The sequence below is a fragment of the Intestinibacillus sp. Marseille-P6563 genome (assembly GCF_900604335.1).
Lineage (GTDB): Bacteria > Bacillota > Clostridia > Oscillospirales > Butyricicoccaceae > Butyricicoccus_B.
The window spans coordinates 861,285-880,707 of the sequence record NZ_UWOD01000002.1; the positions used below are offsets into that span (position 1 = coordinate 861,285).

The window sequence follows — 19,423 nt, forward strand, 5'->3', positions numbered from 1 at the left end:
TTCATGCCGTTCGGAAAAAGCCAGATTTACGCGTCCAGCCGGTACGGGGCAAGCTCAGGCGTGTCCTCGTACCACAGCCGGTTCATATACAGCCCATGGGCAGGCAAGGTCGGTCCCGCCTCGGCACGCTCGCCGGCGCGCAGGATGGCGGTCACATCGTCGGGCGATAATTTGCCGCTGCCGACATACAGCAGCGTCCCCGAGATGGCACGCACCATGTTATACAAGAACCCATCCCCACACACACGGATGCGGATGAGCGGTTCTTTCTCCATGTCGCGCTGGGCGGTAAAGCCGGGTGCTTCACAGGCTTCCACCTCGCAGTGGAAGATCGTGCGCACCGTGGATTTGACCGGAGTACCGACCGAACGCACAGCGGCAAAATCCTGCTTGCCGACAAAGCGCTGCGCGCCAGCCTGCATGCGGGCCAGGTCGATCGGATAGGTATAGCGATACGCGCGCCCGGCCAAAAACGGGTCGGGCAGACGCGATGGATAGACATAATACGCATATTCTTTTTTGGTGCACGAAAACCGCGCATCAAAATCTTCGGGCACCTGCACGGCCGCCGAAACGGCAATATCGTCCGGCAGCTGGGCATTGAGCGCCAGCGGCAGGCGGTCCAGCGGGATGGTGCAGTCGGCCTTGAAATTGGCGACATACCGTCTGGCATGGACGCCCGCGTCGGTGCGGCCCACGCCCGACACATAGGTCTGGCAGCCCAGCAGCTTATCCACCGCTTCGGTCAGGGTCTGCTGGATGGACGCGCCGTTTTTCTGCACCTGCCAGCCGTGGTAGGCCGTGCCGTCATAGGATAAAATCAGTGCAATGTTCACCAGCCCATTCTCCCTCCTGTGATGATGGCGGCAAACATCACGCCCGAAATCAGGATGGCCAGATAATCCACCCGGCCGGTCTTGAGCTGCTTCATGCGGGTGCGGCCTTCATCGCCGCGGTACAAGCGGCATTCCATCGCGGTCGCCAGTTCGTCGGCTCTGCGGAAAGCCGATATAAACAGCGGCACCAAAATAGGCACCATTGCCCGGGCACGCTGCAAAATGTTGCCCGATTCAAAATCGGCGCCGCGCGCCTTCTGGGCGGCGATAATCTTCTCGGTTTCCTCGATGAGGGTCGGGATAAACCGCAGCGCAATGGACATCATCATGGAAAGTTCATGCACGGGCACATGAATCTTTTTCAGCGGACCCATCAGCCGCTCGAGCCCGTCGGTCAGGTCGATGGGCGAGGTGGTATAGGTCAGCATGGACGTGCCGATGATGAGCAGCATAATGCGCAGCACCATCTGGATGGCAGCAAAAATGCCCTGCTTGGTGATGTGCAGAAAGCCCCACGACCAGAGCTCATCGCCCGGGGTATAAAACAGGTTGAGGACCGCGGTAAAGATGACAATAAACAAAATGGGTTTCAAACCGCGCACGACCATCTTAAGATGGACCCGCGAAATGCGGATGACCGCCAGCAGGTACAAAACCATGAGCCCATAGGAAATCGGCCCGCCTGCCAAGAACAGAGTGACGATCATGGCGATGACCAGCACGATTTTCACGCGCGGGTCGACCCGGTGTACCGCGCTGTTTCCGGGGAAAAACTGCCCGATGGTGATATCTCTCAGCATGTCTTCCCCTCCTTTTTGCAGGCGGCCAGCGCGCGCACGGCGTCTTCGACCGTGAAAATGGACGGGTCGAGCGAAAGGCCACGGCGATTCAGTTCCAAAATGACCTTGGTGATCTCCGGGATGTCCAGCCCAGCCGCGATGATCTCCTCGGCGTGCGAAAATACCTCGCGCGGGGTGCCGAGCAGCATGACCTTGGCGTCCTTCATCACGAGCATCCGGTCGGCCATGCGCGCCGCGTCCTCCATCGAGTGGGTGACGAACAAAATGGTCGCGCCGGTCTGTTTGTGGTATTCCTGGATCTCGGCAAAGATCTCGTCCCGGCCAGCCGGGTCGAGGCCTGCGGTCGGCTCGTCCAAAATGAGCACTTCGGGCCGCATAGCGATGACGCCCGCAATGGCCACACGCCGTTTTTGTCCACCCGACAGGGCAAACGGTGACTGGTCGGCCAGCTCGGGCGCCAGACCGACAAAGGCCATGGCTTCGCGCACCCGCTCGTCGATCTCATTTTGGCTCAGTCCCATATTGGTCGGACCAAAGGCGATATCCTTGGCAATGGTCTCTTCGAACAGCTGATACTCGGGATACTGGAACACCAGACCGACCCGGAAACGGGTCTCCCGGCTGCATTTGCCTTTGGCATTCCAAATGGACTGCCCGGCCAGCAGCACTTCGCCTTCGGTGGGCTTTAACAGCCCGTTAAAATGTTGGATGAGGGTAGATTTGCCCGAACCGGTATGGCCGATGATGCCCAGCACCTCGCCTTGTTTGATTTGCAGGTCTACATGGTCGAGCGCCTTGCGCTCAAAAGGGGTGCCTGCCCCGTAGACTTGGGTCAAGCCCCGTGTTTCTAAGATGTAAGACACGATGAATTTCCTTTCGTGTACAAGATTCAAGCGGTCAGATACCGCTGCAAAATGTCTGCGCACTCCTCCACGCTCATCGCGCCGATCGGCAGGTCTGCGCCTGTCTGCTGCCGCAAGTCGTAAAGCACCTCAATCGTCTGCGGTACGGTCAGCGAAGCCCGCCGCAATTCGTCCACCCGGGTGAAGATTTCGCGCGGCACGCCGTCCATGAGCACCTTGCCCTTGTGCATGACCACCACGCGCCCGGCCTGAACGGCCTCGTCCATGTGGTGGGTGATGAGGATGACCGTGATGCCGAAATGCTGGTTGAGCTGCCGGATGACCCGCATGACTTCTTTGCGGCCCGCAGGGTCGAGCATGGCGGTCGGTTCGTCAAAGACTACGCAGCGCGGCATCATGGCAATGACGCCCGCAATGGCGACGCGCTGCTTTTGGCCGCCCGACAATTTGTGCGGCGCATGCCCGCGGTATTCGTACATACCCACAGCTTTGAGCGCTTCATCCACCCGGCGGCGGATCTCCATGGGCGGCAAGCCCATGTTTTCCAGCGCAAAGGCGACGTCCTCCTCCACGACCGTGGCAACGATCTGGTTGTCGGGGTTTTGGAAAACCATCGCGCAGGTCTTGCGGATGTCGTACAGCTTGCTTTCGTCGGCTGTATCCATCTGGTCGACATAGACCTTGCCGCCTGTAGGCAGGCGGATGGCGTTAAAATGTCCGGCCAGCGTGGATTTGCCCGAACCGTTGTGGCCGAGCACTGCAACAAACTCGCCGCGGCCAATCGATAAGTCAATGCCATTCAGCGCAAAATGAGAGTTCCCATTTTCGTCGTGATAGGCATAGGTCAGGTTTTCGGTTTTGATGATTTCAGACATGGTGTTTCATCCTTTTTCAGCGTCCAATAAACCGCGCAGACGAACCGCACGGCAGCACCAGGCCGGTCGATTGCACGGGCAGGCCGAGTTCCTGGGCTTCGATGTAACCGTCATGCTGCACCCGCGCCGTGATGCCGAGCAGATAGGCCATCACGCTGGGGGCCAGGCCGGTCGAATAGCTGGAAATGAGCACGAAGAGCGGATGGTCGCTCAAAAGCTCCATGGTGAGCTTGACAAAGTCGGCCACATCCTCTTCGATCTTCCAGGTTTCGCCCGACGGCCCGCGGCCATAGGACGGCGGGTCCATGATGATGGCGTCATACTTACGGCCCCGGCGTATTTCCCGCTGCACGAACTTTTTGCAGTCGTCCACAATCCAACGGATCGGCCGATCGGCCAGACCGGACGACGCGGCGTTTTCCCGCGCCCACTGGGTCATGCCCTTGGACGCATCGACATGGCACACGCTCGCGCCCGCGGCAGCCGCCGCCAGCGTCGCGCCGCCGGTGTAGGCGAACAGATTTAACACATTCACCGGCCGACCGGCGGTGCGGACTTTGTCCATGATAAAGTCCCAGTTGGCCGCCTGTTCGGGGAACAGACCGGTGTGCTTGAAGCTCATGGGTTTTAAGTTGAAGGTCAGTTCTTTATAAGAGATGGTCCACTGGGCAGGCAGCTTGCGAATCTCCCATTGACCGCCGCCCGATTTGGAGCGGTGATAGATCGCGTTCGCCCGTTTCCAAGCGTTTACCGAATCGATCTTGGGCCAGATCGCCTGCGGGTCCGGGCGCACCAGAATATGCGGTCCCCATTTTTCGACCTTTTCCCCGCCGCCGCAATCCAAAACAGCATAATCCGACCAGTTGTTTGCAATCCACATGTGGGCATGTCCCCATTTCTACTTATAATTATGGCATAGTATCACATTATACCTACCTATTTTATCATCTATACGTCCCATATGCAACGGTGAAACCGCGCAAACAACCCCGCCGAATTTTCCCCCGATTTGACGGATTCTTGCGTTTTGGCAGACTCCATGCTATAATTGTGTCCACCTATGGGCAGCGCGGCGATTTGGCCCCTTGTCCCGTGGAAACTCGGAAAGCAGGTGGATGTATGAACGGTTTTCTCCCGATCAGCAAACAGGATATGGTGGACCGCGGCTGGTACTATTGTGATTTTCTGCTGGTCACCGGCGATGCGTACATCGATCATCCGTCGTTCGGCACCGCGATCATCTCGCGCGTGCTCGAGGACGCCGGGTTCCGCGTGGCGATTTTAAGCCAGCCCGATTTCACCAGTGAAGCCGACTTTCTCGCCATGGGCCGCCCGCGCTATGCGGTGCTGGTCAATGCGGGCAACATCGACTCCATGGTTGCCCACTATACGGCCGCCAAAAAGCGTCGCCACGATGATGCCTACACTCCCGGCGGGATGGGCGGCAAGCGTCCCGACCGCGCGGCGACCGTCTATGCCATGCTGGCGCGCCGCGCCTTTCCGGATACACCGGTCATTCTGGGCGGCATCGAAGCCAGCCTGCGGCGGTTTGCGCATTACGATTACTGGTCCGACCAGATCATGCCCTCGATTTTGTCCTCCTCGGGCGCGGACGCGCTGATGTACGGCATGGGCGAGCACTCGGTCGTCGAACTGGCGCGCGCGTTTAAGGCCGGCAAAAAGGGCAATGATTTGTGGCGCACCATCCGCGGCATGGGGTATTTCGCCCATCCAGGCGAGGACATCCCCTTCCCGGCCGTTGAATGCCCATCCTATGAAGATGTGCTGGCCGACAAGGCAGCCTATGCCCGTTCGGTCATGCTGCAATATGAACAGGCCGACCATGTGCGCGGCAAAGCGGTCTTGCAGCACCACGGCAAGCGTATTTTTGTGCAAAATCCGCCCGCTCTGCCGCTGACCACGGCCGAAATGGACAAGGTCTATGGCCTTCCTTATATGCGCACCTATCACCCGTCCTATGAGGCGCTGGGCGGCGTGCCCGCCATTCAGGAAGTGCAGTTTTCCATCATCCACAATCGTGGCTGCTTTGGCGCCTGCAACTTCTGTGCCCTGGCCTTTCATCAGGGGCGGTACATCCAGGCGCGCAGCCACGAATCGGTGGTACACGAAGCCGAACAGATCGCCAAACACCCGGATTTCAAGGGATACATCCACGATGTCGGCGGGCCGACGGCCAACTTCCGGTTCCCCTCCTGCAAGCAGCAGGAAAAGCACGGCCTGTGTGCCAAAAAGCGCTGCCTGTTCCCGGAGGCCTGCGGCAATCTGGAAGCCGACCACCGCGATTATCTGTCGCTTTTGCGCAAACTGCGGCAGGTCGAAGGTGTCAAAAAGGTGTTTGTGCGCTCCGGCCTGCGCTATGACTATATGATGGCGGACAACAACGACGAGTTTTTCCTCGAACTCATCAAATATCACATTTCCGGGCAGCTCAAAGTCGCGCCCGAACACATGAGCGACCACGCGCTCTATTACATGGGCAAGCCGTCCTTCTCGATCTATGAGAAATTCCGCGAACGGTATACGCGCATCAACGAAAAGCTGGGCAAAAAGCAATACCTGGTGCCCTACCTGATGAGTTCGCACCCGGGCGCGACGCTGGATGACGCCATCTTGCTGGCCGAATACCTCAACCGGGTCGGCTACATGCCTGAACAGGTGCAGGACTTCTATCCCACTCCGGGCACCCTGTCCACGGCCATGTATTATTCCGGTCTGGACCCGCGCACGATGAAGCCAGTCTATGTGGCCAAGACTGCTGAGGAAAAGGCCATGCAGCGCGCGCTGCTGCAATGGCGGCGGCCGGACAAACGGCCCATCGTCCTCGCGGCGCTCAAGAAGGCCGGACGCGAAGACCTGATTGGATTCGGCAAGGAATGCCTCATCCGTCCCGCACGGGGCCAGAGCGCGCCGAGCACAGGACGCAAAAACGCCCCGCATCGCGACGGCAAAGCGGCCGGTTCTGCCGATGCCGGACGGTACAAGCCGATGGCGCGCAAAAAGGGCTGGGCCAAGCCTAAGAAAAAGAAATAACAAAAGGCGAGAGCAAAATGCTCTCGCCTTTTTGATTGCTTATCGGAGTACGGCGCCCTGGTCGGCCGAAGTGACCTGACGAGAATACCGGTACAGCCAGCCCGACTTGACATTGGGCTCGCGCGGTACATACTTCGCGCGACGGGCTTCCAGTTCTTCGTCGGATACCTTGACATTGACCTTGCTGTTCGGGATGTCGATGGCGATGATGTCGCCTTCCTGCACCAGGCCGATCTCGCCGCCGGATGCCGCCTCGGGCGATACATGGCCGATGGATGCACCGCGGGACGCGCCGGAGAAACGACCGTCGGTGATGAGCGCTACCGTGGTGTCCAGTTTCATGCCAGCCAGCGCCGAAGTCGGATTGAGCATCTCACGCATGCCGGGGCCACCCTTCGGGCCTTCGTAGCGGATGATGACCACATCGCCAGCCACGATCTTGCCGTTGTAGATGGCGTCGATGGCATCCTCTTCGCAGTCAAAGACACGTGCCGGACCTTCATGCACCATCATCTCGGGTGCAACCGCCGAACGCTTGACGACACAGCCGTCCTTGGCGATGTTGCCCCACAGAACCGCGATACCGCCGGTCTGCGAATACGGATTTTCGATCGGACGAACGACTTCGGGGTTTTTATTCACGACGCCTTCGAGGTTTTCGCCGACGGTCTTGCCCGTGCAGGTGATGAGCGACAGGTCGAGGAAATCACGCTTGGTCAGTTCCTTCATGATGGCCGGCACACCACCTGCGGCGTAAAGCTGTTCAATGTGGTGCGGGCCAGCGGGTGCCAGATGGCAGATATTCGGCACCTGTGCGGACAGTTCGTTGAGCGTTTCCAGTTTCAGCGGAACGCCGGCTTCGTTGGCGATGGCCAACAGGTGCAGCACCGAGTTGGTCGAGCAGCCGATGGCCATTTCGCAGCACAGCGCGTTGCGGAAGGCAGCCGGGGTCAGGATGTCGCGCGGCTTGATGTCCTTTTCAACCAGTTCCATGATCTGCATACCGGCATGCTTGGCCAGATGGATACGCGCCGCCGATACCGCCGGGGTGGTACCGTTGCCGGGCAGAGCCATGCCGATGGCTTCGGACAGGCAGTTCATGGAGTTTGCGGTGTACATGCCTGCGCACGAGCCGCAGCCCGGGCAGGAATTGCATTCAGCTTCATAGAACGTCGCTTCGTCCATGATGCCGGCCTTGTACGCACCAACTGCCTCGAAGGTCTTGGACAGCGAAACCTCTTCGCCGCCGAAGTGACCGGCCAACATCGGGCCGCCGGATACCAGGATAGCCGGGATATTCAGACGTGCGGCTGCCATGAGCATACCGGGCACGATCTTATCGCAGTTCGGAATCAGTACCAGGCCGTCGAGCTGATGGGCCTGTGCCAGCGTTTCCACGCTGTCAGCGATGAGCTCGCGGGAGGCGAGCGAATATTTCATACCAATGTGACCCATGGCGATGCCGTCGCATACGCCGATGGCCGGAACGAGCACCGGGGTACCGCCTGCCATGCGCACGCCCGCCTTAACGGCGTCGGCGATCTTATCCAGGTTGATGTGGCCGGGAATGATCTCGGAATAGGCCGATACCACGCCGATGATCGGGCGGTTCATTTCCTCGTCGGTCAGGCCGCAGGCACGCAGCAGCGAACGGTTGGGCATACGTTCGGGACCTGCGGTGATGTTGTCGCTTCTTCTGGGCATTGTGGGTTCCTCCTCTATGATAAATCTTAAAGTTTCTGCTTTTTTCGGCCCACCCGCAACGGATGGGCTGAAAAAAACAGGGGAAGGCGTGCGCCCTCCCCCGCCTCATACGATTTAGTTCTGCACCTTCAGGCCACGGTCAGCGCACAGCGCTTCCAGGCTGCGGTCCCACTTGGCTTCGCCTTCTTTGGTAAAGAAGCAGCCCGGGATGCCGCCCTCGTGGTCGCGGTGATGAGCCACGCATTCACAGCACTTGGCGTGACGCGGGCAATCCACCGTGCAGGGGCAATCGCTTACATTGGAACATGCCATACGATATACCTTCTTGTTCTTCCAAAAAGATTACTTCTTCATCCAGCTCATCATGCCGCGCAGCTTCTTACCAACTTCTTCGAGTTCGGTCTCAGCTTCCAGCTGACGGGTTGCCAGGAACTTCGCACGGCCGCCTGCACGGTTCTCCTGAATCCATTCGGAAGCGAAGGTGCCGTCCTGGATCTCGCGCAGGATCTTCTTCATTTCCTTGCGGGTCTCCTCGGTGATGATGCGCTTACCGGTGCGGTAATCGCCGTATTCTGCGGTGTCAGAGATCGAGTAACGCATCTTAGCAAAGCCGCCCTCGTTGATCAGGTCAACGATCAGCTTCATCTCATGGATGCATTCGAAGTATGCGTTCTCCGGTGCGTAGCCAGCTTCTACCAGAGTCTCAAAACCAGCCTTCATCAGTTCGCATACGCCGCCGCACAGAACAGCCTGCTCGCCGAACAAGTCGGTTTCGGTCTCGGTGCGGAAGGTGGATTCCAGGATACCTGCACGGCCGCCGCCGATGCCAGCAGCGTAAGCCAGAGCGATGTCCATTGCCTTGCCGGTTGCATCCTGATGTACGCAAACCAGATCCGGGATACCCTTGCCTTCTACGTAGGTACGACGTACCGTGTGGCCCGGAGCCTTCGGAGCGATCATGATAACGTCCACGTCAGCCGGCGGGATGATCTGCTTGAAGTGGATGTTGAAGCCATGTGCAAATGCCAGTGCGTTGCCCGGCTTGAGGTTGGGCTCTACCACTTCCTTATAGATGTCTGCCTGCTTTTCGTCCGGAACCAGCATCATAACGATGTCGCCGGCAGCAGCAGCTTCCGCCATGGTCATAACCTGAAGGCCGTAGTCCTTTGCCTTCTTCTCATGCTTGGAACCCGGACGCAGGCCAACAACAACATTGACGCCCGAATCCTTCAGGTTCATGGCATGAGCATGGCCCTGGGAACCGAAGCCCAGAATGGCAACGGTCTTGCCGTCGAGCAGGGACAGATTGCAGTCGGAATCATAGTACATCTTTACCATTTTTGTTTCCTCCTAAAGAAAGGTTTTATATAAAAAATTTTTATATAGCGAGTGTTATTTCATCATCGCGGTCACGCCCGAACGGCACATCTCGATGATCTCAAAGTTGGAGATGACATCCAGGAACGCGTCGATACGGCTGGGCACCTCGGTCAGTTCCACGATGATGGCGTTGTGGGTGGATTCGACGATGTTGGCATTATAGACCTCCGCCACCTCGCGGATGCTTTCCCGCGACGCCGCATTTTCGGCCAAAACCTTGACGAATACCAGCTCTTTGCAGTAGCTTTCGTCCTCCCAAAGCTGTTCGACCCAAATAGCTTCTTCCAGCTTGGATACCTGTTTGATGATCTGTTCGAGCGTTGCCTCATCGCCCTGGACGATGATGGACATACGCGAAATGGTCGGGTCAGTGGTCGCCGATACGGTCAGCGAATCGATGTTGAAGCCGCGGCGGCCAAACAGGCTGGACACACGCGCCAGAACACCGGCGTTGTTCTTCACCATGACCGACAGGATATATTTCTGCATTTGTCGCGCCTCCTTAATCAATGACGATGTTGCGGACCGACTTGCCGGCCGGGATCATGGGCAGGACGCGCTCGTCGCAGTCCATCACGCAGTCGATCAGGGTCGGGCCCTGGTTGGTCAGTGCCTTGGCAAACGCCTGCTGGAATTCTTCCAGATTGGTGCAGCGCATGCCCTGACCGCCAAAGGCTTCGGCGAGCTTGACAAAATCGGTCTTGCGGTGCGGGTCGGTAGCCGAATACCGCTTGCCGTAGAACATGGTCTGCCACTGGCGAACCATGCCGAGCACCTGGTTGTTCATGACGACCGTGATGACAGGCAGGTCGTAGGAAACCGTGGTGCACATCTCCTGCAAATTCATGTGGAACGAGCCATCGCCCGTGATATGTACGACACGCTTGCCCGGGCAGGCGATCTGTGCGCCGATGGCGGCGCCATAGCCAAAGCCCATGGTGCCCAAGCCGCCCGAAGTGATGAACTGTCGGGTGTGGCTGCGGCGGCTGTACTGAGCTGCCCACATCTGGTGCTGGCCGACGTCGGTAACGATGATTGCATCGTCGCCCGCCAAATCGGCGATCGTGCCGATGACCTGGTGCGGCTTCAAGACGCTGGCGTCATCCTTGGCGCGGTAGTCCATGCGCTTTTTCCAGTCATCGATCTGCGCCAGCCATTCCTTGTGCTCGCGCGCTTCGACATACGGCAGCACGCCTTCCAGGAAGGTCTTGGCGTCTGCGACGATCGAGTCGTCGGTCGCCATGTTCTTATTGATTTCCGCCGCATCGATGTCGGCGTGGATGATTTTCGCATTGGGAGCAAAGGCGTTCGGGTCGGTCGCCACGCGGTCGGAGAAACGCGCGCCCAGCGCGATGACCAAATCGGCCTTATCGACGGCAAAGCCGCACGATACCTTGCCGTGCATGCCGATCATGCCCAGATTGAACGGGTCGTCGGCCGGCAGAACACCGATGGCCATGATGGTGCTGACCGCCGGGATGTTGGCCTTGTGCAGCAGTTCGCTCAGCTGCTTGCCGGCGTCTGCGGTGGCAACGCCGCCGCCAAAGTAAACAACCGGACGCTCAGCCGCGTTGATGGCCGCTGCAATGCGCTGGAAGTCGCTGTCCTGTACCTCGAAATGAACGCTGGTGTCCAGCGGCGCCTTGTTTTCAAACTCACACTCGGCCACCATGACATCCTTCGGGATATCGACCAAAACCGGACCCGGGCGGCCGGTCTGGGCAATGCGGAACGCGTCGCGCAGCACGTCGGCCAGTTCTTCGACCCGGCGAACAGTGAAATTATGCTTGGTGATCGGCATGGTGATACCGGCGATGTAGACCTCCTGGAAGGAGTCCTTGCCGATCAGCTTGGTGCCGACGTTGCCGGTGATGGCAACCATGGGGATGGAATCCATATAGGCCGTTGCGATGCCGGTGACCAGGTTGGTCGCACCCGGACCGCTCGTTGCCAGACAAACACCGGTCTTGCCGGTGGCGCGGGCATAACCGTCGGCCGCATGGGCGGCGCCCTGTTCGTGCGCGGTCAGAATATGGCGCACGCGGTCGCTGTTTTTATACAGCGCATCGTAGATATCCAGCACCGCGCCGCCGGGATATCCGAAAATAGTATCGACGCCCTGCTCAACCAGGACTTCGACAAAGATCTGCGAGCCATTGATTTTCATTGTTCTACCCTCATTCCGTTGAAACATATCGGCGCCACAAAAAAGAAAAAGCCCTTGCCTCTTCATTAAGAGACAAAGACTTGCGCTCTGCGGTACCACTCTTATTGCCGCGCCGGGCGCGGCCCCTTTGCCGGCATCCGAAAACCGAATACCGAACCGTATAACGGCGGTCAGCCGTCCACGCCTACTACGGGCTTTCCCCTTTTCGACGCAGCCGCTCACGGGCGACTTTCATACGCTCCACCCCGCCGTCTCGCACCAAACCGACGGCTCTCTGTGCGGGTTTTCGGAGGTATTACTTCCCCGGTCATCGCATTTACCTTCTGTAATTGTTTTTCATTATAAGCACACCGCTTCCAAATGTCAACCGTTTCTTTCACTTTTTCGTAATACTCTGGAAAAGAGCGTGTATAAATTGCCGTTTTCCGGTCATTCTAACCAATATCCGTATCGATTGGGAGCGTTTTTTTATGGCTATTTCTTTTCTCCGCACACTCATCCTCTATGCCACCATCATCATCGCGCTGCGGCTGATGGGCAAGCGGCAGGTGGGCGAACTGGAACCGTCCGAACTGGTGGTGACCATCCTCATCTCCGAACTGGCGGCCATCCCCATGCAGGATGTGACCGTATCGCTGTTTGCAGGCGTCATCCCCATCCTGACGCTGATCTCGCTGGAAATCCTCATTTCCTTCCTGTGCCTGAAAAACCGCCGCTTGCGGCGGGTATTCAACGGCCGCGCGGCGGTCATCATCCAAAACGGCAAATTAAACCGCAAAAAAATGGCCGACCTGCGCCTGACGACCGACGAAGTGATGGAGGCGCTTCGGCAAAAGAACATCGCCTCCCCGGCCGAGGTCAAATGCGCGGTCATCGAGCCGAGCGGCCAGCTGTCCTATGTGCTCTACCCCAAGAGCCAGCCGGTCACGGCTTCCATGCTCGATTTGGACCCGCCGCAGCAGGGCCTGCCGCTCATCGTCGTATCGGATGGCAAACCCATTCTGGGCAATCTCCGGCAGCTCGGTCTGGAGATCAGCGACATCGAAAAACGCATCCGCAAAGCGCGCATCCCGTCTTTGTCCGAGGTCTTCCTCATGACGCTGGACGACTGCGGCAATGAATTCATCCAGCGCAAGGAGGTCTAACACGATGAAACGGGTCATCACTGCCGTTATTTTGCTGCTTTTGGTCGTAGCCGCCTGTTTCGGCTCGTACCGCTATATCACAAACTCCACCACCGCGGTGCGTGACGCGCTGACGGTCACCCAGCAAAGCGTGGAAGCCGGGGACTTCACAGCCGCACGGGCCGATATGGAGCGCAGCTATGCGCTGTGGCGCGAGCATTACAACCGCTTGAGCACACTCGTGCGCCACAATGAGATCGACGACACCGAGCGTTTGTTCCAGCGCGCCCGGCAGGCGCTGGACAACCACGATGCCAATGAATCGCTGCTGCAACTGCGCGATCTGCGCGCCCTGCTCGCTCATTTGCCCGAGATGGAGCGGCCAATCTATTCCAACCTGATTTAAGCGGTCTTTTCGCGGAACATGAGCCCAAACGCCAACGCGAGGAGCGCGCAGCACAGAAGCACCGCCCGGTCGCCCCACAGGTGGACGCATCCGACGCCCAGGGCGGCCCCCGCGATAAAATACACAATAATCACCGCATACCGCCCGGCCTTGCGCCGGGCTTCGTCATCTCCATCGGTGCGCCAGCGCACGAACTGCTCGGTGGCCGAGCGCAGGTTGCCGGTGCACATGGTAGTCGCAAAGGCGCTGCCGCGCATCTTGCGGAACGACTCGACCTGCAACGCGCAGATAAACGATACCAGCGTATTGGCCGCCATGTTGGCCGACTGAGGCAGAAAACCGACCAGCACCACCAGAAGCAGCTCGGCCAAAATGACGATCTGCCGCCAGTGTACGCCGATGGGGCGGGTCTTAAAATTCAGTTTCACCCATTCGGCGGCCGCGACCCCCAGGGCAAACGCCAAAATAGGCAGCACGTAGTGCATGGCATGCGCCCATTGTCCGGTCGCCAAATCGGTGCCCAGCAGCACCATATTGCCGGTCTGGGCGTTGGCGAATACCCCGCCCCGGCACAAATAGGTATAGGCATCAAAAAAACCGCCCGTCACGGCCAGCACCGCCCCCAGGCGCACCGACTCGGACATCTGGGCGGGTTCGTGCAGCGTTCTCATGAGAATCCCTCCTTATCCGTTTTTTAGGATACCACAGCCGTCCGGTGGTGTAAAGCGAAAGCCCTCCCGGAAAAGGAGGGCTTTTGTTTACTTGCACACCAGCTGCAAATCGGTGTCGGTCAGGAAATTTTTCAGCGAAAACAGCAGCACGACCTGGTCGATGTCGTTTTGCTGCACATAGCTTGTAAGCGGCTGCTTGAAATACCGCGCGTCAAACAGATGAATTTCTGAAAACGAGTCCAGCAGGAAGGGCGCCAGACTGTCCGCATACGAGTCGCGCACGAGCAGCAGCTTGCCGCCCGGGTTCCCGGTACGTAGGATGCAAAGCGGCTGATTGCCGCCCAGGAACAGCGAATACTTGTCCTTCTTCTCGAGGTAGGACAAATCGTAGAGCGTACCTTCTTCGGGCGCGCCCGTCCGCCACGATTCGACCTGCGCCTTGCCCTGCGGGACATATAAGTCAATCGCGTCCGGCTGCACGGTACGCACGCCCGACGAGGAAAAGAGCGTGCCGTTGAAGTCCTCGGTCACCCGCTCGGGCGTGAGGTCCGCGAGGTCCTTGCCCTCCAGCCCTAAGGACGAAAGCAGCGCTTCGGCGCCATAATATGCGCCCAGGCTGGTCCAGTGGTGGTCGGTGCGGTAGAAGATATATTCGTCCTTATGCGCGCTCAAAGCGCTTGCCAAATCGACCGTCTGCACACCGCAGGCGTCATAAATGCGGGACAGCAGGGCGTCCTGATCGGCCGAGGGCGCGCCCTTGGGCAGGGTGTCGGCATAGACCGAAGCAGCCGTGGGGGCGAGCGCCAGCGTGACCGGTACCTCGAGCCCCTGCCCCAGGTTTTGCACTGCCTGAATATTGGCGGCAAGGCGTTCCTCCTCGGGTTCGTCGATGCGCTCGATCAGGCGGCCATCCGCCAGATACACGCCGTTGAACTCGTGCCGACCTACCAGCGTTTCCATGGCCGTCTTGGCGGCCACACTTGCATCGCGCAGCACGAACTGGTCGGCCAGATGTGTTTCGGTTTGGTCGGCATAGGTGCCGTCAAACAGGGCGCTCAGCGAAAACTGCGGGGTCTGCTCCAGGGTGCGGTTTTCCATCTCGGAAAACTCCTTATCGGGCAGCAGCAGGCCGCACAGGGCGAACACCCCCAAAAAGCCGCCAAACAGCAGCGTATTGACTTTTTCGGAAAGGTTTTTCATGGTCTGCCCCCTTTCTTAAAAGCGGAAATACAAAAACGGATTGTAGCTGTCCGATACCAGGAAAGCGGTCGATGCCGCCAGTCCAAGTACCATCAGCACGCTGCCGCAGGCACCGCGCGCCCGTTCGGGCAGGCGACCAAACAGCCGCGCCGGCAGCGGCGTCGCCGCCACTGCCAGAATGAGCAGCGTTGGCAGGAAGCTAAACAGATAATAACCGGTTTCGGCGCTCCACAGCGGCGCGCCGCCGAACATCTTCGCGACATACTCCCAGAAGCTGCCGGGGTTTGCAAAGATGGCCATGGACACCACGACCAGCACGAGCGTATACAGGTGCTGCACCGCCCGCGGCGCGCGGGCAATCAAGTCGCCCAGCCACTTCTTTTCCAGCACCAGCACGATGCCGAAATACACGCCCCAGGCCAGGAAGTTCCAGTCGGCCCCGTGCCACAGGCCGGTCAGCGCCCAGACAGCGAAAATGTTGCAGTACTGCCGCAGCGCAGGCACCCGGTTGCCGCCCAGCGGGATGTAGACATATTCGCGGAACCAGCTGCCCAGCGTCATGTGCCAGCGCCGCCAGAAGTCGGTCACCGACCGGGCGATATACGGATGGCGGAAGTTCTCCGGGAAGTGGAAGCCCAGCATCCGTCCCAGACCGCAAGCCATATCCGAATAGCCGGAAAAGTCAAAGTAGATCTGGAACGAAAAGGCCACCGCGCCCATCCAGGCGCCTGCCACCGTCAAATCCGGGCTGGCTTGCAGGGTCTCCCACAACTTGCCGATGTTGTTGGCCAGCAGCACCTTTTTGCTCAGGCCTACCGTAAACAGCAGCGCGCCTTCGCTGAAGTCGCGCACCCGCGGATGGACGCCATCGGTCAGTTCGCGCGCGATCTCGCGGTAACGGACAATCGGCCCGGCGATGAGCTGCGGAAACAATGTCACGAATACGCCGAACTTGAGAAGGCTCTTCTGGCGCTCGGCTTCGCCGCGATAAACGTCGATCGAATAGGACATGGTCTGGAAGGTGTAGAAGGAAATGCCCAGCGGCAGCGGCACGCCGAGCACCGGCAGGCCAAGCTGCGCGGCAAAAAAGTCCCAATACTTGAAGAAAAACAGCAGCGCTAAGTTAAACACCACCGACGAGGCCACAAAGCATCGGGCCAGCCGGTCATTGGCACGGTATTTGTCGATGAGCGCGCCGTGGATATAGTCGATGAGGATGGATGCGAACATGATGACGATATATTTCGGTTCGCCCCAGCCATAGAAAATCAGGTTTGCCACCAAAAGCAGCAGATTGCGCGCGCGCAGCGGGCACAGGCAATACAGCGCCAGCGTCACGGGCAGATAGGCAAACAGAAAGGTCATGCTGCTGAAGACCATTGGATTCCCCCTTTACTCAAACACAGCAACAGGGCGGTCCAAACCGCCCTGTGCTTTTCATCGGATTGCCGCAATCAACAAATCAGGTCGCACTGTTGAACGCATCCACAGCCGCCTGTGCATTCTCGCCCACGGCGAACAGGACATAGTCCCCATTGGTGACCAGCTTGTAATTCTTGACCAGTTCATACTGTTCGGGCAGATACTGCTTCCAGGTCGCATCCAGATCGGCCTGGCGCTTGAGCATGCCGTTCTTAACCGTTTCGGCCTTGCCGGATACCGCCTTGACCACCAGGTATTCGGTCGCCTTGACGTTCATCATGGGTACCTTGCCCACAAAGCCTTCGACCGACGACGAATCCAGACCATAGAGCGACGACAGATCGCTGTCAGTTAGGCTCATCATCTGGCCTTCGGGCGCCAGTGCGCCTTCGACGGCGCTGGCAACATCGGATACGGCCGGGCCCTTATTCTCGGTTGCCGGAGGCTGCGGGGTCGGCTGCGGCTGAGGCTGGGGCTTAGCCGTCTGGCCGGACGAAGTGCCGCCGCCCGTGGACGGCTTCTGGGTTGCCGGCTGCTGCTGCGTGGTCTGCCCTGCTGCGGCGCCGCCATTGCCTGCCGGCTGCTGCGGGGTGGTCGCTTCCGGCGTGGTAGCCGTCTGCGAGCCCGCCGGATTGGATGCCGCCGGGTCCTGTACATCGATTTGGCTGGACGCTGCACCCGACGACGATGCACCACCCTCTGCCGAGGATACCTCACTGGATACGGCCGCATCGTCTGCCGATGAGGAGGCACCATCCTTTCCCTTGGAACCGCAAGCGGTCAGGCTGGTCAGCAATATCATCAGTGCAAGTGCAAAAGCAAATTTCTTTTTCATCTGCAAACTCTCCTTTTTGATTCTGTCTGTATAGACGGCAGGCATCGAAAAAGGTTCCCCAAAGTGCGGAAATATTTTTTCTTGTCATAAAAAAAGCACGCACATCCAAAAAACGGATGTGCGTGCTGTCTGGATTTATCCGAGGGTCATGGGGCTGGTAAACGGGGTATCATAGATATTGTGTCCGGTTACGACCGGGTCGCCCTCTGCCGTAAGTGTCAGCTCGGCAGGCTCATAATAAGCCCAGATCGTATTGACCAGCGATGCTAAGATCAAGGTTTCGCCCGCTGTGCCCTGGTTGAGGATGCCACCGGCAAACGCTGCGTTCAGATCCAGTTTCAGTACCGGCGGGTCGGCTTCATCCGACGACCACTTTTTCACTTCGCTGCCCGCGGGCAACGCCCCTTCGCCGACAAGTGCCTGCACCAGTTCTTCGACCGGTGCATCAGTCTTTTCCACCTGTACGGTCTTTTCTTCCAGACCGTCAGCGGTGCTGTTGGGCACATACAGCGTGACTTCTTCGTATTCCACGGTTTCTGCCGCGCTCGTCCCGCCCGACGAGCTGGCCGCCGGGGCGGCGGCCGACTGGCAACCGGTCACCGTCAAAAGGCCCAGCGCCAAGATGAGTGCTACGATCCTTGCTTTCATAAAAAACCACCTCTCCAAACACGGTATGGACGGCCGCAGGCTGCCCATGTTGTCTTTCTATATTATACCACAGCTGCCCCCGCTTTTGGAAGCGGGGACCCTTTGTCCGGTTGCGCGGAATCCGGTCGTTTTGCGGCAGCTTGTGGCCATTATAACACAATCGGTTTGCAGACGGCGCGTCATTTGCTTGCGGTTTAAAATAAATTTACATTTTGTGTACAAGCTGTTCCACATGGAAGATTCTTTCCCAGTTTCGCAAATTTCGGGGAAATCGGATATTTTCGGCGGTTTTCCGACGGTTTATGTTGACTTTCCGCGCAGATACTTTTAATATGTAAGATGATTTAGTTTGTACAAACGGGAGGATGATACAGATTGAACCGGAATTTGGTCGATCTTTGCAATATTCAAAAACAATTCGATGGGGAACCCATCTTGCGGGGCATCTCCCTTTCCATCCGCAACCGCGAATTTGTGACCCTGCTTGGCCCTTCGGGCTGCGGCAAAACGACCACGTTGCGCATTTTGGGCGGCTTTGTCACGCCGGACGCGGGCGATGTCTTTTTTGACGGCCAGCGCATCAACGATGTGCCGCCGTACAAGCGCGAGATCAACACGGTCTTTCAGCGTTACGCCCTGTTCCCCCACTTGAACGTGGCCGAGAACATCGCCTTTGGTCTGCGCATCAAAAAGGTGGATGAAAAGACCATCCGCCGCAAAACGGCCGAAATGCTCGAACTGGTCGGCCTGCGCGGATTTGAAACGCGCGACACCACCAGCCTGTCAGGCGGCCAGCAGCAGCGCGTCGCGATTGCGCGCGCATTGGTCAACGAACCGCGTGTGCTGCTGCTCGACGAGCCGCTGGGCGCCTTGGACCTCAAGCTCCGCAAGGACATGCAGATCGAGCTCAAGCGCATCCAGCAGTCCACGGGCATCACCTTTATCTACGTCACCCACGACCAGGAAGAAGCGCTCACCATGAGCGACCGGGTGGTGGTCATGAACCAGGGCGTCATCCAGCAGGTTGGGTCGCCGACCGACATCTATAACGAACCGGAAAACGCCTTTGTCGCGGACTTTATCGGTGAGTCCAATATTGTGGATGGCATGATGCCCGCCGACCGGGAGGTCGAATTCTGCGGCCATCTGTTTGCCTGTGTGGACGGCGGCTTTGGGCACAACGCGCCGGTGGATGTGGTCATCCGTCCCGAGGACATCCGCTTGGTCTATCCGGGCGACGGCCAGCTGCAAGGTGTGGTGGAATCGATCGTCTTTAAGGGCGTCCACTATGAAATGATGATCCGCAGCGAACATTTTACGTTCATGGTGCATTCCACCCAGGCCGAGCCGGTGGGCAAAACGGTGGGGCTGACGATTGGCCCTTCGGACATCCACATCATGCACAAGCCGCACAGTGCATCGGAGGAGGCAGAGGGTTGAA

At 58.6% G+C, this 19,423-nt stretch carries 19 protein-coding genes and 1 other annotated feature; of the genes, 4 read left to right on the top strand and 15 right to left on the bottom strand.

All coding sequences use genetic code 11. The features are described from left to right. Positions 1 to 26 precede the first annotated feature (26 nt). From truA to EFB11_RS12360, 5 genes are read right to left on the bottom strand one after another with little or no spacing between them, the layout of a single operon-like run. Positions 27 to 836, bottom strand: coding sequence for a tRNA pseudouridine(38-40) synthase TruA (truA, locus tag EFB11_RS12340; protein WP_330510781.1), 810 nt, complete (start codon positions 834 to 836; stop codon positions 27 to 29). Then, positions 833 to 1,636 (bottom strand): energy-coupling factor transporter transmembrane component T family protein, encoded by an 804-nt coding sequence (locus EFB11_RS12345; protein WP_122790502.1) that lies wholly within the window; start codon positions 1,634 to 1,636, stop codon positions 833 to 835. Before EFB11_RS12345 ends, truA begins: the two co-directional genes overlap by 4 nt. Further along, positions 1,630 to 2,499, bottom strand: coding sequence for an energy-coupling factor transporter ATPase (locus tag EFB11_RS12350; RefSeq protein ID WP_122790503.1), 870 nt, complete (start codon positions 2,497 to 2,499; stop codon positions 1,630 to 1,632). Before EFB11_RS12350 ends, EFB11_RS12345 begins: the two co-directional genes overlap by 7 nt. A gap of 26 nt (positions 2,500 to 2,525) precedes the next feature. Then, complete coding sequence (locus EFB11_RS12355; protein WP_122790504.1) at positions 2,526 to 3,374, bottom strand: energy-coupling factor transporter ATPase; 849 nt, start codon at positions 3,372 to 3,374, stop codon at positions 2,526 to 2,528. Positions 3,375 to 3,390: 16 nt separating this feature from the next. After that, positions 3,391 to 4,254, bottom strand: coding sequence for a class I SAM-dependent methyltransferase (locus tag EFB11_RS12360; protein ID WP_122790505.1), 864 nt, complete (start codon positions 4,252 to 4,254; stop codon positions 3,391 to 3,393). Positions 4,255 to 4,493: 239 nt separating this feature from the next. Here EFB11_RS12360 and EFB11_RS12365 point away from each other — a divergent pair, with 239 nt between their 5' ends. Next, the gene (locus tag EFB11_RS12365; RefSeq protein WP_122790506.1) at positions 4,494 to 6,425 is read left to right on the top strand and encodes a YgiQ family radical SAM protein; all 1,932 of its coding nucleotides are present in this window, start codon (positions 4,494 to 4,496) and stop codon (positions 6,423 to 6,425) included. A gap of 39 nt (positions 6,426 to 6,464) precedes the next feature. On the opposite strand, the gene ilvD is transcribed toward EFB11_RS12365, so the two are convergent. The 5 genes from ilvD to ilvB form a co-directional block, all read right to left on the bottom strand. Next, positions 6,465 to 8,129 (bottom strand): dihydroxy-acid dehydratase, encoded by a 1,665-nt coding sequence (ilvD, locus tag EFB11_RS12370; protein ID WP_122790507.1) that lies wholly within the window; start codon positions 8,127 to 8,129, stop codon positions 6,465 to 6,467. 114 nt (positions 8,130 to 8,243) lie between these two features. Then, positions 8,244 to 8,441 carry a hypothetical protein gene (locus tag EFB11_RS12375; RefSeq protein WP_122790508.1) on the bottom strand — a complete coding sequence of 66 codons (198 nt, stop codon included), beginning with the start codon at positions 8,439 to 8,441 and terminating at the stop codon, positions 8,244 to 8,246. A gap of 30 nt (positions 8,442 to 8,471) precedes the next feature. Next, complete coding sequence (gene ilvC / locus EFB11_RS12380; protein ID WP_122790509.1) at positions 8,472 to 9,467, bottom strand: ketol-acid reductoisomerase; 996 nt, start codon at positions 9,465 to 9,467, stop codon at positions 8,472 to 8,474. 54 nt (positions 9,468 to 9,521) lie between these two features. Continuing rightward, positions 9,522 to 9,998, bottom strand: coding sequence for an acetolactate synthase small subunit (gene ilvN / locus EFB11_RS12385; RefSeq protein ID WP_122790510.1), 477 nt, complete (start codon positions 9,996 to 9,998; stop codon positions 9,522 to 9,524). Positions 9,999 to 10,011: 13 nt separating this feature from the next. Then, a complete protein-coding gene (gene ilvB, locus EFB11_RS12390) occupies positions 10,012 to 11,676 on the bottom strand; it encodes a biosynthetic-type acetolactate synthase large subunit (protein WP_122790511.1) in 1,665 nt (554 codons plus the stop codon). Positions 11,677 to 11,741: 65 nt separating this feature from the next. Continuing rightward, positions 11,742 to 11,996 (bottom strand) — a binding site (T-box leader). Positions 11,997 to 12,146: 150 nt separating this feature from the next. Here ilvB and EFB11_RS12395 point away from each other — a divergent pair. Further along, positions 12,147 to 12,821, top strand: a complete 675-nt coding sequence (locus EFB11_RS12395) for a DUF421 domain-containing protein (RefSeq protein WP_122790512.1) — start codon at positions 12,147 to 12,149, stop codon at positions 12,819 to 12,821. A gap of 4 nt (positions 12,822 to 12,825) precedes the next feature. Beyond that, positions 12,826 to 13,206, top strand: a complete 381-nt coding sequence (locus EFB11_RS12400) for a DUF4363 family protein (protein ID WP_164706762.1) — start codon at positions 12,826 to 12,828, stop codon at positions 13,204 to 13,206. Here EFB11_RS12400 and EFB11_RS12405 read toward each other — a convergent pair. The 5 genes from EFB11_RS12405 to EFB11_RS12425 form a co-directional block, all read right to left on the bottom strand. Continuing rightward, positions 13,203 to 13,877 carry a YoaK family protein gene (locus EFB11_RS12405; protein WP_243115229.1) on the bottom strand — a complete coding sequence of 225 codons (675 nt, stop codon included), beginning with the start codon at positions 13,875 to 13,877 and terminating at the stop codon, positions 13,203 to 13,205. The genes EFB11_RS12400 and EFB11_RS12405 overlap by 4 nt on opposite strands. A gap of 87 nt (positions 13,878 to 13,964) precedes the next feature. Next, positions 13,965 to 15,077 (bottom strand): DHHW family protein, encoded by a 1,113-nt coding sequence (locus tag EFB11_RS12410; protein WP_122790514.1) that lies wholly within the window; start codon positions 15,075 to 15,077, stop codon positions 13,965 to 13,967. A 15-nt stretch (positions 15,078 to 15,092) separates the two neighbouring features. After that, positions 15,093 to 16,457, bottom strand: a complete 1,365-nt coding sequence (locus tag EFB11_RS12415; RefSeq protein ID WP_122790515.1) for an MBOAT family O-acyltransferase — start codon at positions 16,455 to 16,457, stop codon at positions 15,093 to 15,095. 82 nt (positions 16,458 to 16,539) lie between these two features. Then, positions 16,540 to 17,334: a DUF4358 domain-containing protein gene (locus EFB11_RS12420; RefSeq protein WP_164706763.1), complete on the bottom strand. Its 795-nt coding sequence runs from the start codon at positions 17,332 to 17,334 to the stop codon at positions 16,540 to 16,542. Between the two features lie 135 nt (positions 17,335 to 17,469). Continuing rightward, positions 17,470 to 17,982 carry a GerMN domain-containing protein gene (locus EFB11_RS12425; RefSeq protein WP_164706764.1) on the bottom strand — a complete coding sequence of 171 codons (513 nt, stop codon included), beginning with the start codon at positions 17,980 to 17,982 and terminating at the stop codon, positions 17,470 to 17,472. 375 nt (positions 17,983 to 18,357) lie between these two features. Between EFB11_RS12425 and potA the strand changes: the two genes are divergently transcribed. Then, a complete protein-coding gene (potA, locus tag EFB11_RS12430; RefSeq protein WP_122790518.1) occupies positions 18,358 to 19,422 on the top strand; it encodes a spermidine/putrescine ABC transporter ATP-binding protein in 1,065 nt (354 codons plus the stop codon). The last annotated feature ends 1 nt before the right edge of the window (position 19,423 follow it).

What these genes read in the sequence shown, in the direction of transcription:
- EFB11_RS12345 (WP_122790502.1), bottom strand. Translation starts at nt 1,636, where the DNA reads ATGCTGAGAGATATCACCATCGGGCAGTTTTTCCCCGGAAACAGCGCG.
- EFB11_RS12355 (WP_122790504.1), bottom strand. Translation starts at nt 3,374, where the DNA reads ATGTCTGAAATCATCAAAACCGAAAACCTGACCTATGCCTATCACGAC.
- EFB11_RS12360 (WP_122790505.1), bottom strand. Translation starts at nt 4,254, where the DNA reads ATGTGGATTGCAAACAACTGGTCGGATTATGCTGTTTTGGATTGCGGC.
- EFB11_RS12365 (WP_122790506.1), top strand. Translation starts at nt 4,494, where the DNA reads ATGAACGGTTTTCTCCCGATCAGCAAACAGGATATGGTGGACCGCGGC.
- ilvD (WP_122790507.1), bottom strand. Translation starts at nt 8,129, where the DNA reads ATGCCCAGAAGAAGCGACAACATCACCGCAGGTCCCGAACGTATGCCC.
- EFB11_RS12375 (WP_122790508.1), bottom strand. Translation starts at nt 8,441, where the DNA reads ATGGCATGTTCCAATGTAAGCGATTGCCCCTGCACGGTGGATTGCCCG.
- ilvC (WP_122790509.1), bottom strand. Translation starts at nt 9,467, where the DNA reads ATGGTAAAGATGTACTATGATTCCGACTGCAATCTGTCCCTGCTCGAC.
- ilvN (WP_122790510.1), bottom strand. Translation starts at nt 9,998, where the DNA reads ATGCAGAAATATATCCTGTCGGTCATGGTGAAGAACAACGCCGGTGTT.
- ilvB (WP_122790511.1), bottom strand. Translation starts at nt 11,676, where the DNA reads ATGAAAATCAATGGCTCGCAGATCTTTGTCGAAGTCCTGGTTGAGCAG.
- EFB11_RS12395 (WP_122790512.1), top strand. Translation starts at nt 12,147, where the DNA reads ATGGCTATTTCTTTTCTCCGCACACTCATCCTCTATGCCACCATCATC.
- EFB11_RS12400 (WP_164706762.1), top strand. Translation starts at nt 12,826, where the DNA reads ATGAAACGGGTCATCACTGCCGTTATTTTGCTGCTTTTGGTCGTAGCC.
- EFB11_RS12405 (WP_243115229.1), bottom strand. Translation starts at nt 13,877, where the DNA reads ATGAGAACGCTGCACGAACCCGCCCAGATGTCCGAGTCGGTGCGCCTG.
- EFB11_RS12410 (WP_122790514.1), bottom strand. Translation starts at nt 15,077, where the DNA reads ATGAAAAACCTTTCCGAAAAAGTCAATACGCTGCTGTTTGGCGGCTTT.
- EFB11_RS12415 (WP_122790515.1), bottom strand. Translation starts at nt 16,457, where the DNA reads ATGGTCTTCAGCAGCATGACCTTTCTGTTTGCCTATCTGCCCGTGACG.
- EFB11_RS12420 (WP_164706763.1), bottom strand. Translation starts at nt 17,334, where the DNA reads ATGAAAAAGAAATTTGCTTTTGCACTTGCACTGATGATATTGCTGACC.
- EFB11_RS12425 (WP_164706764.1), bottom strand. Translation starts at nt 17,982, where the DNA reads ATGAAAGCAAGGATCGTAGCACTCATCTTGGCGCTGGGCCTTTTGACG.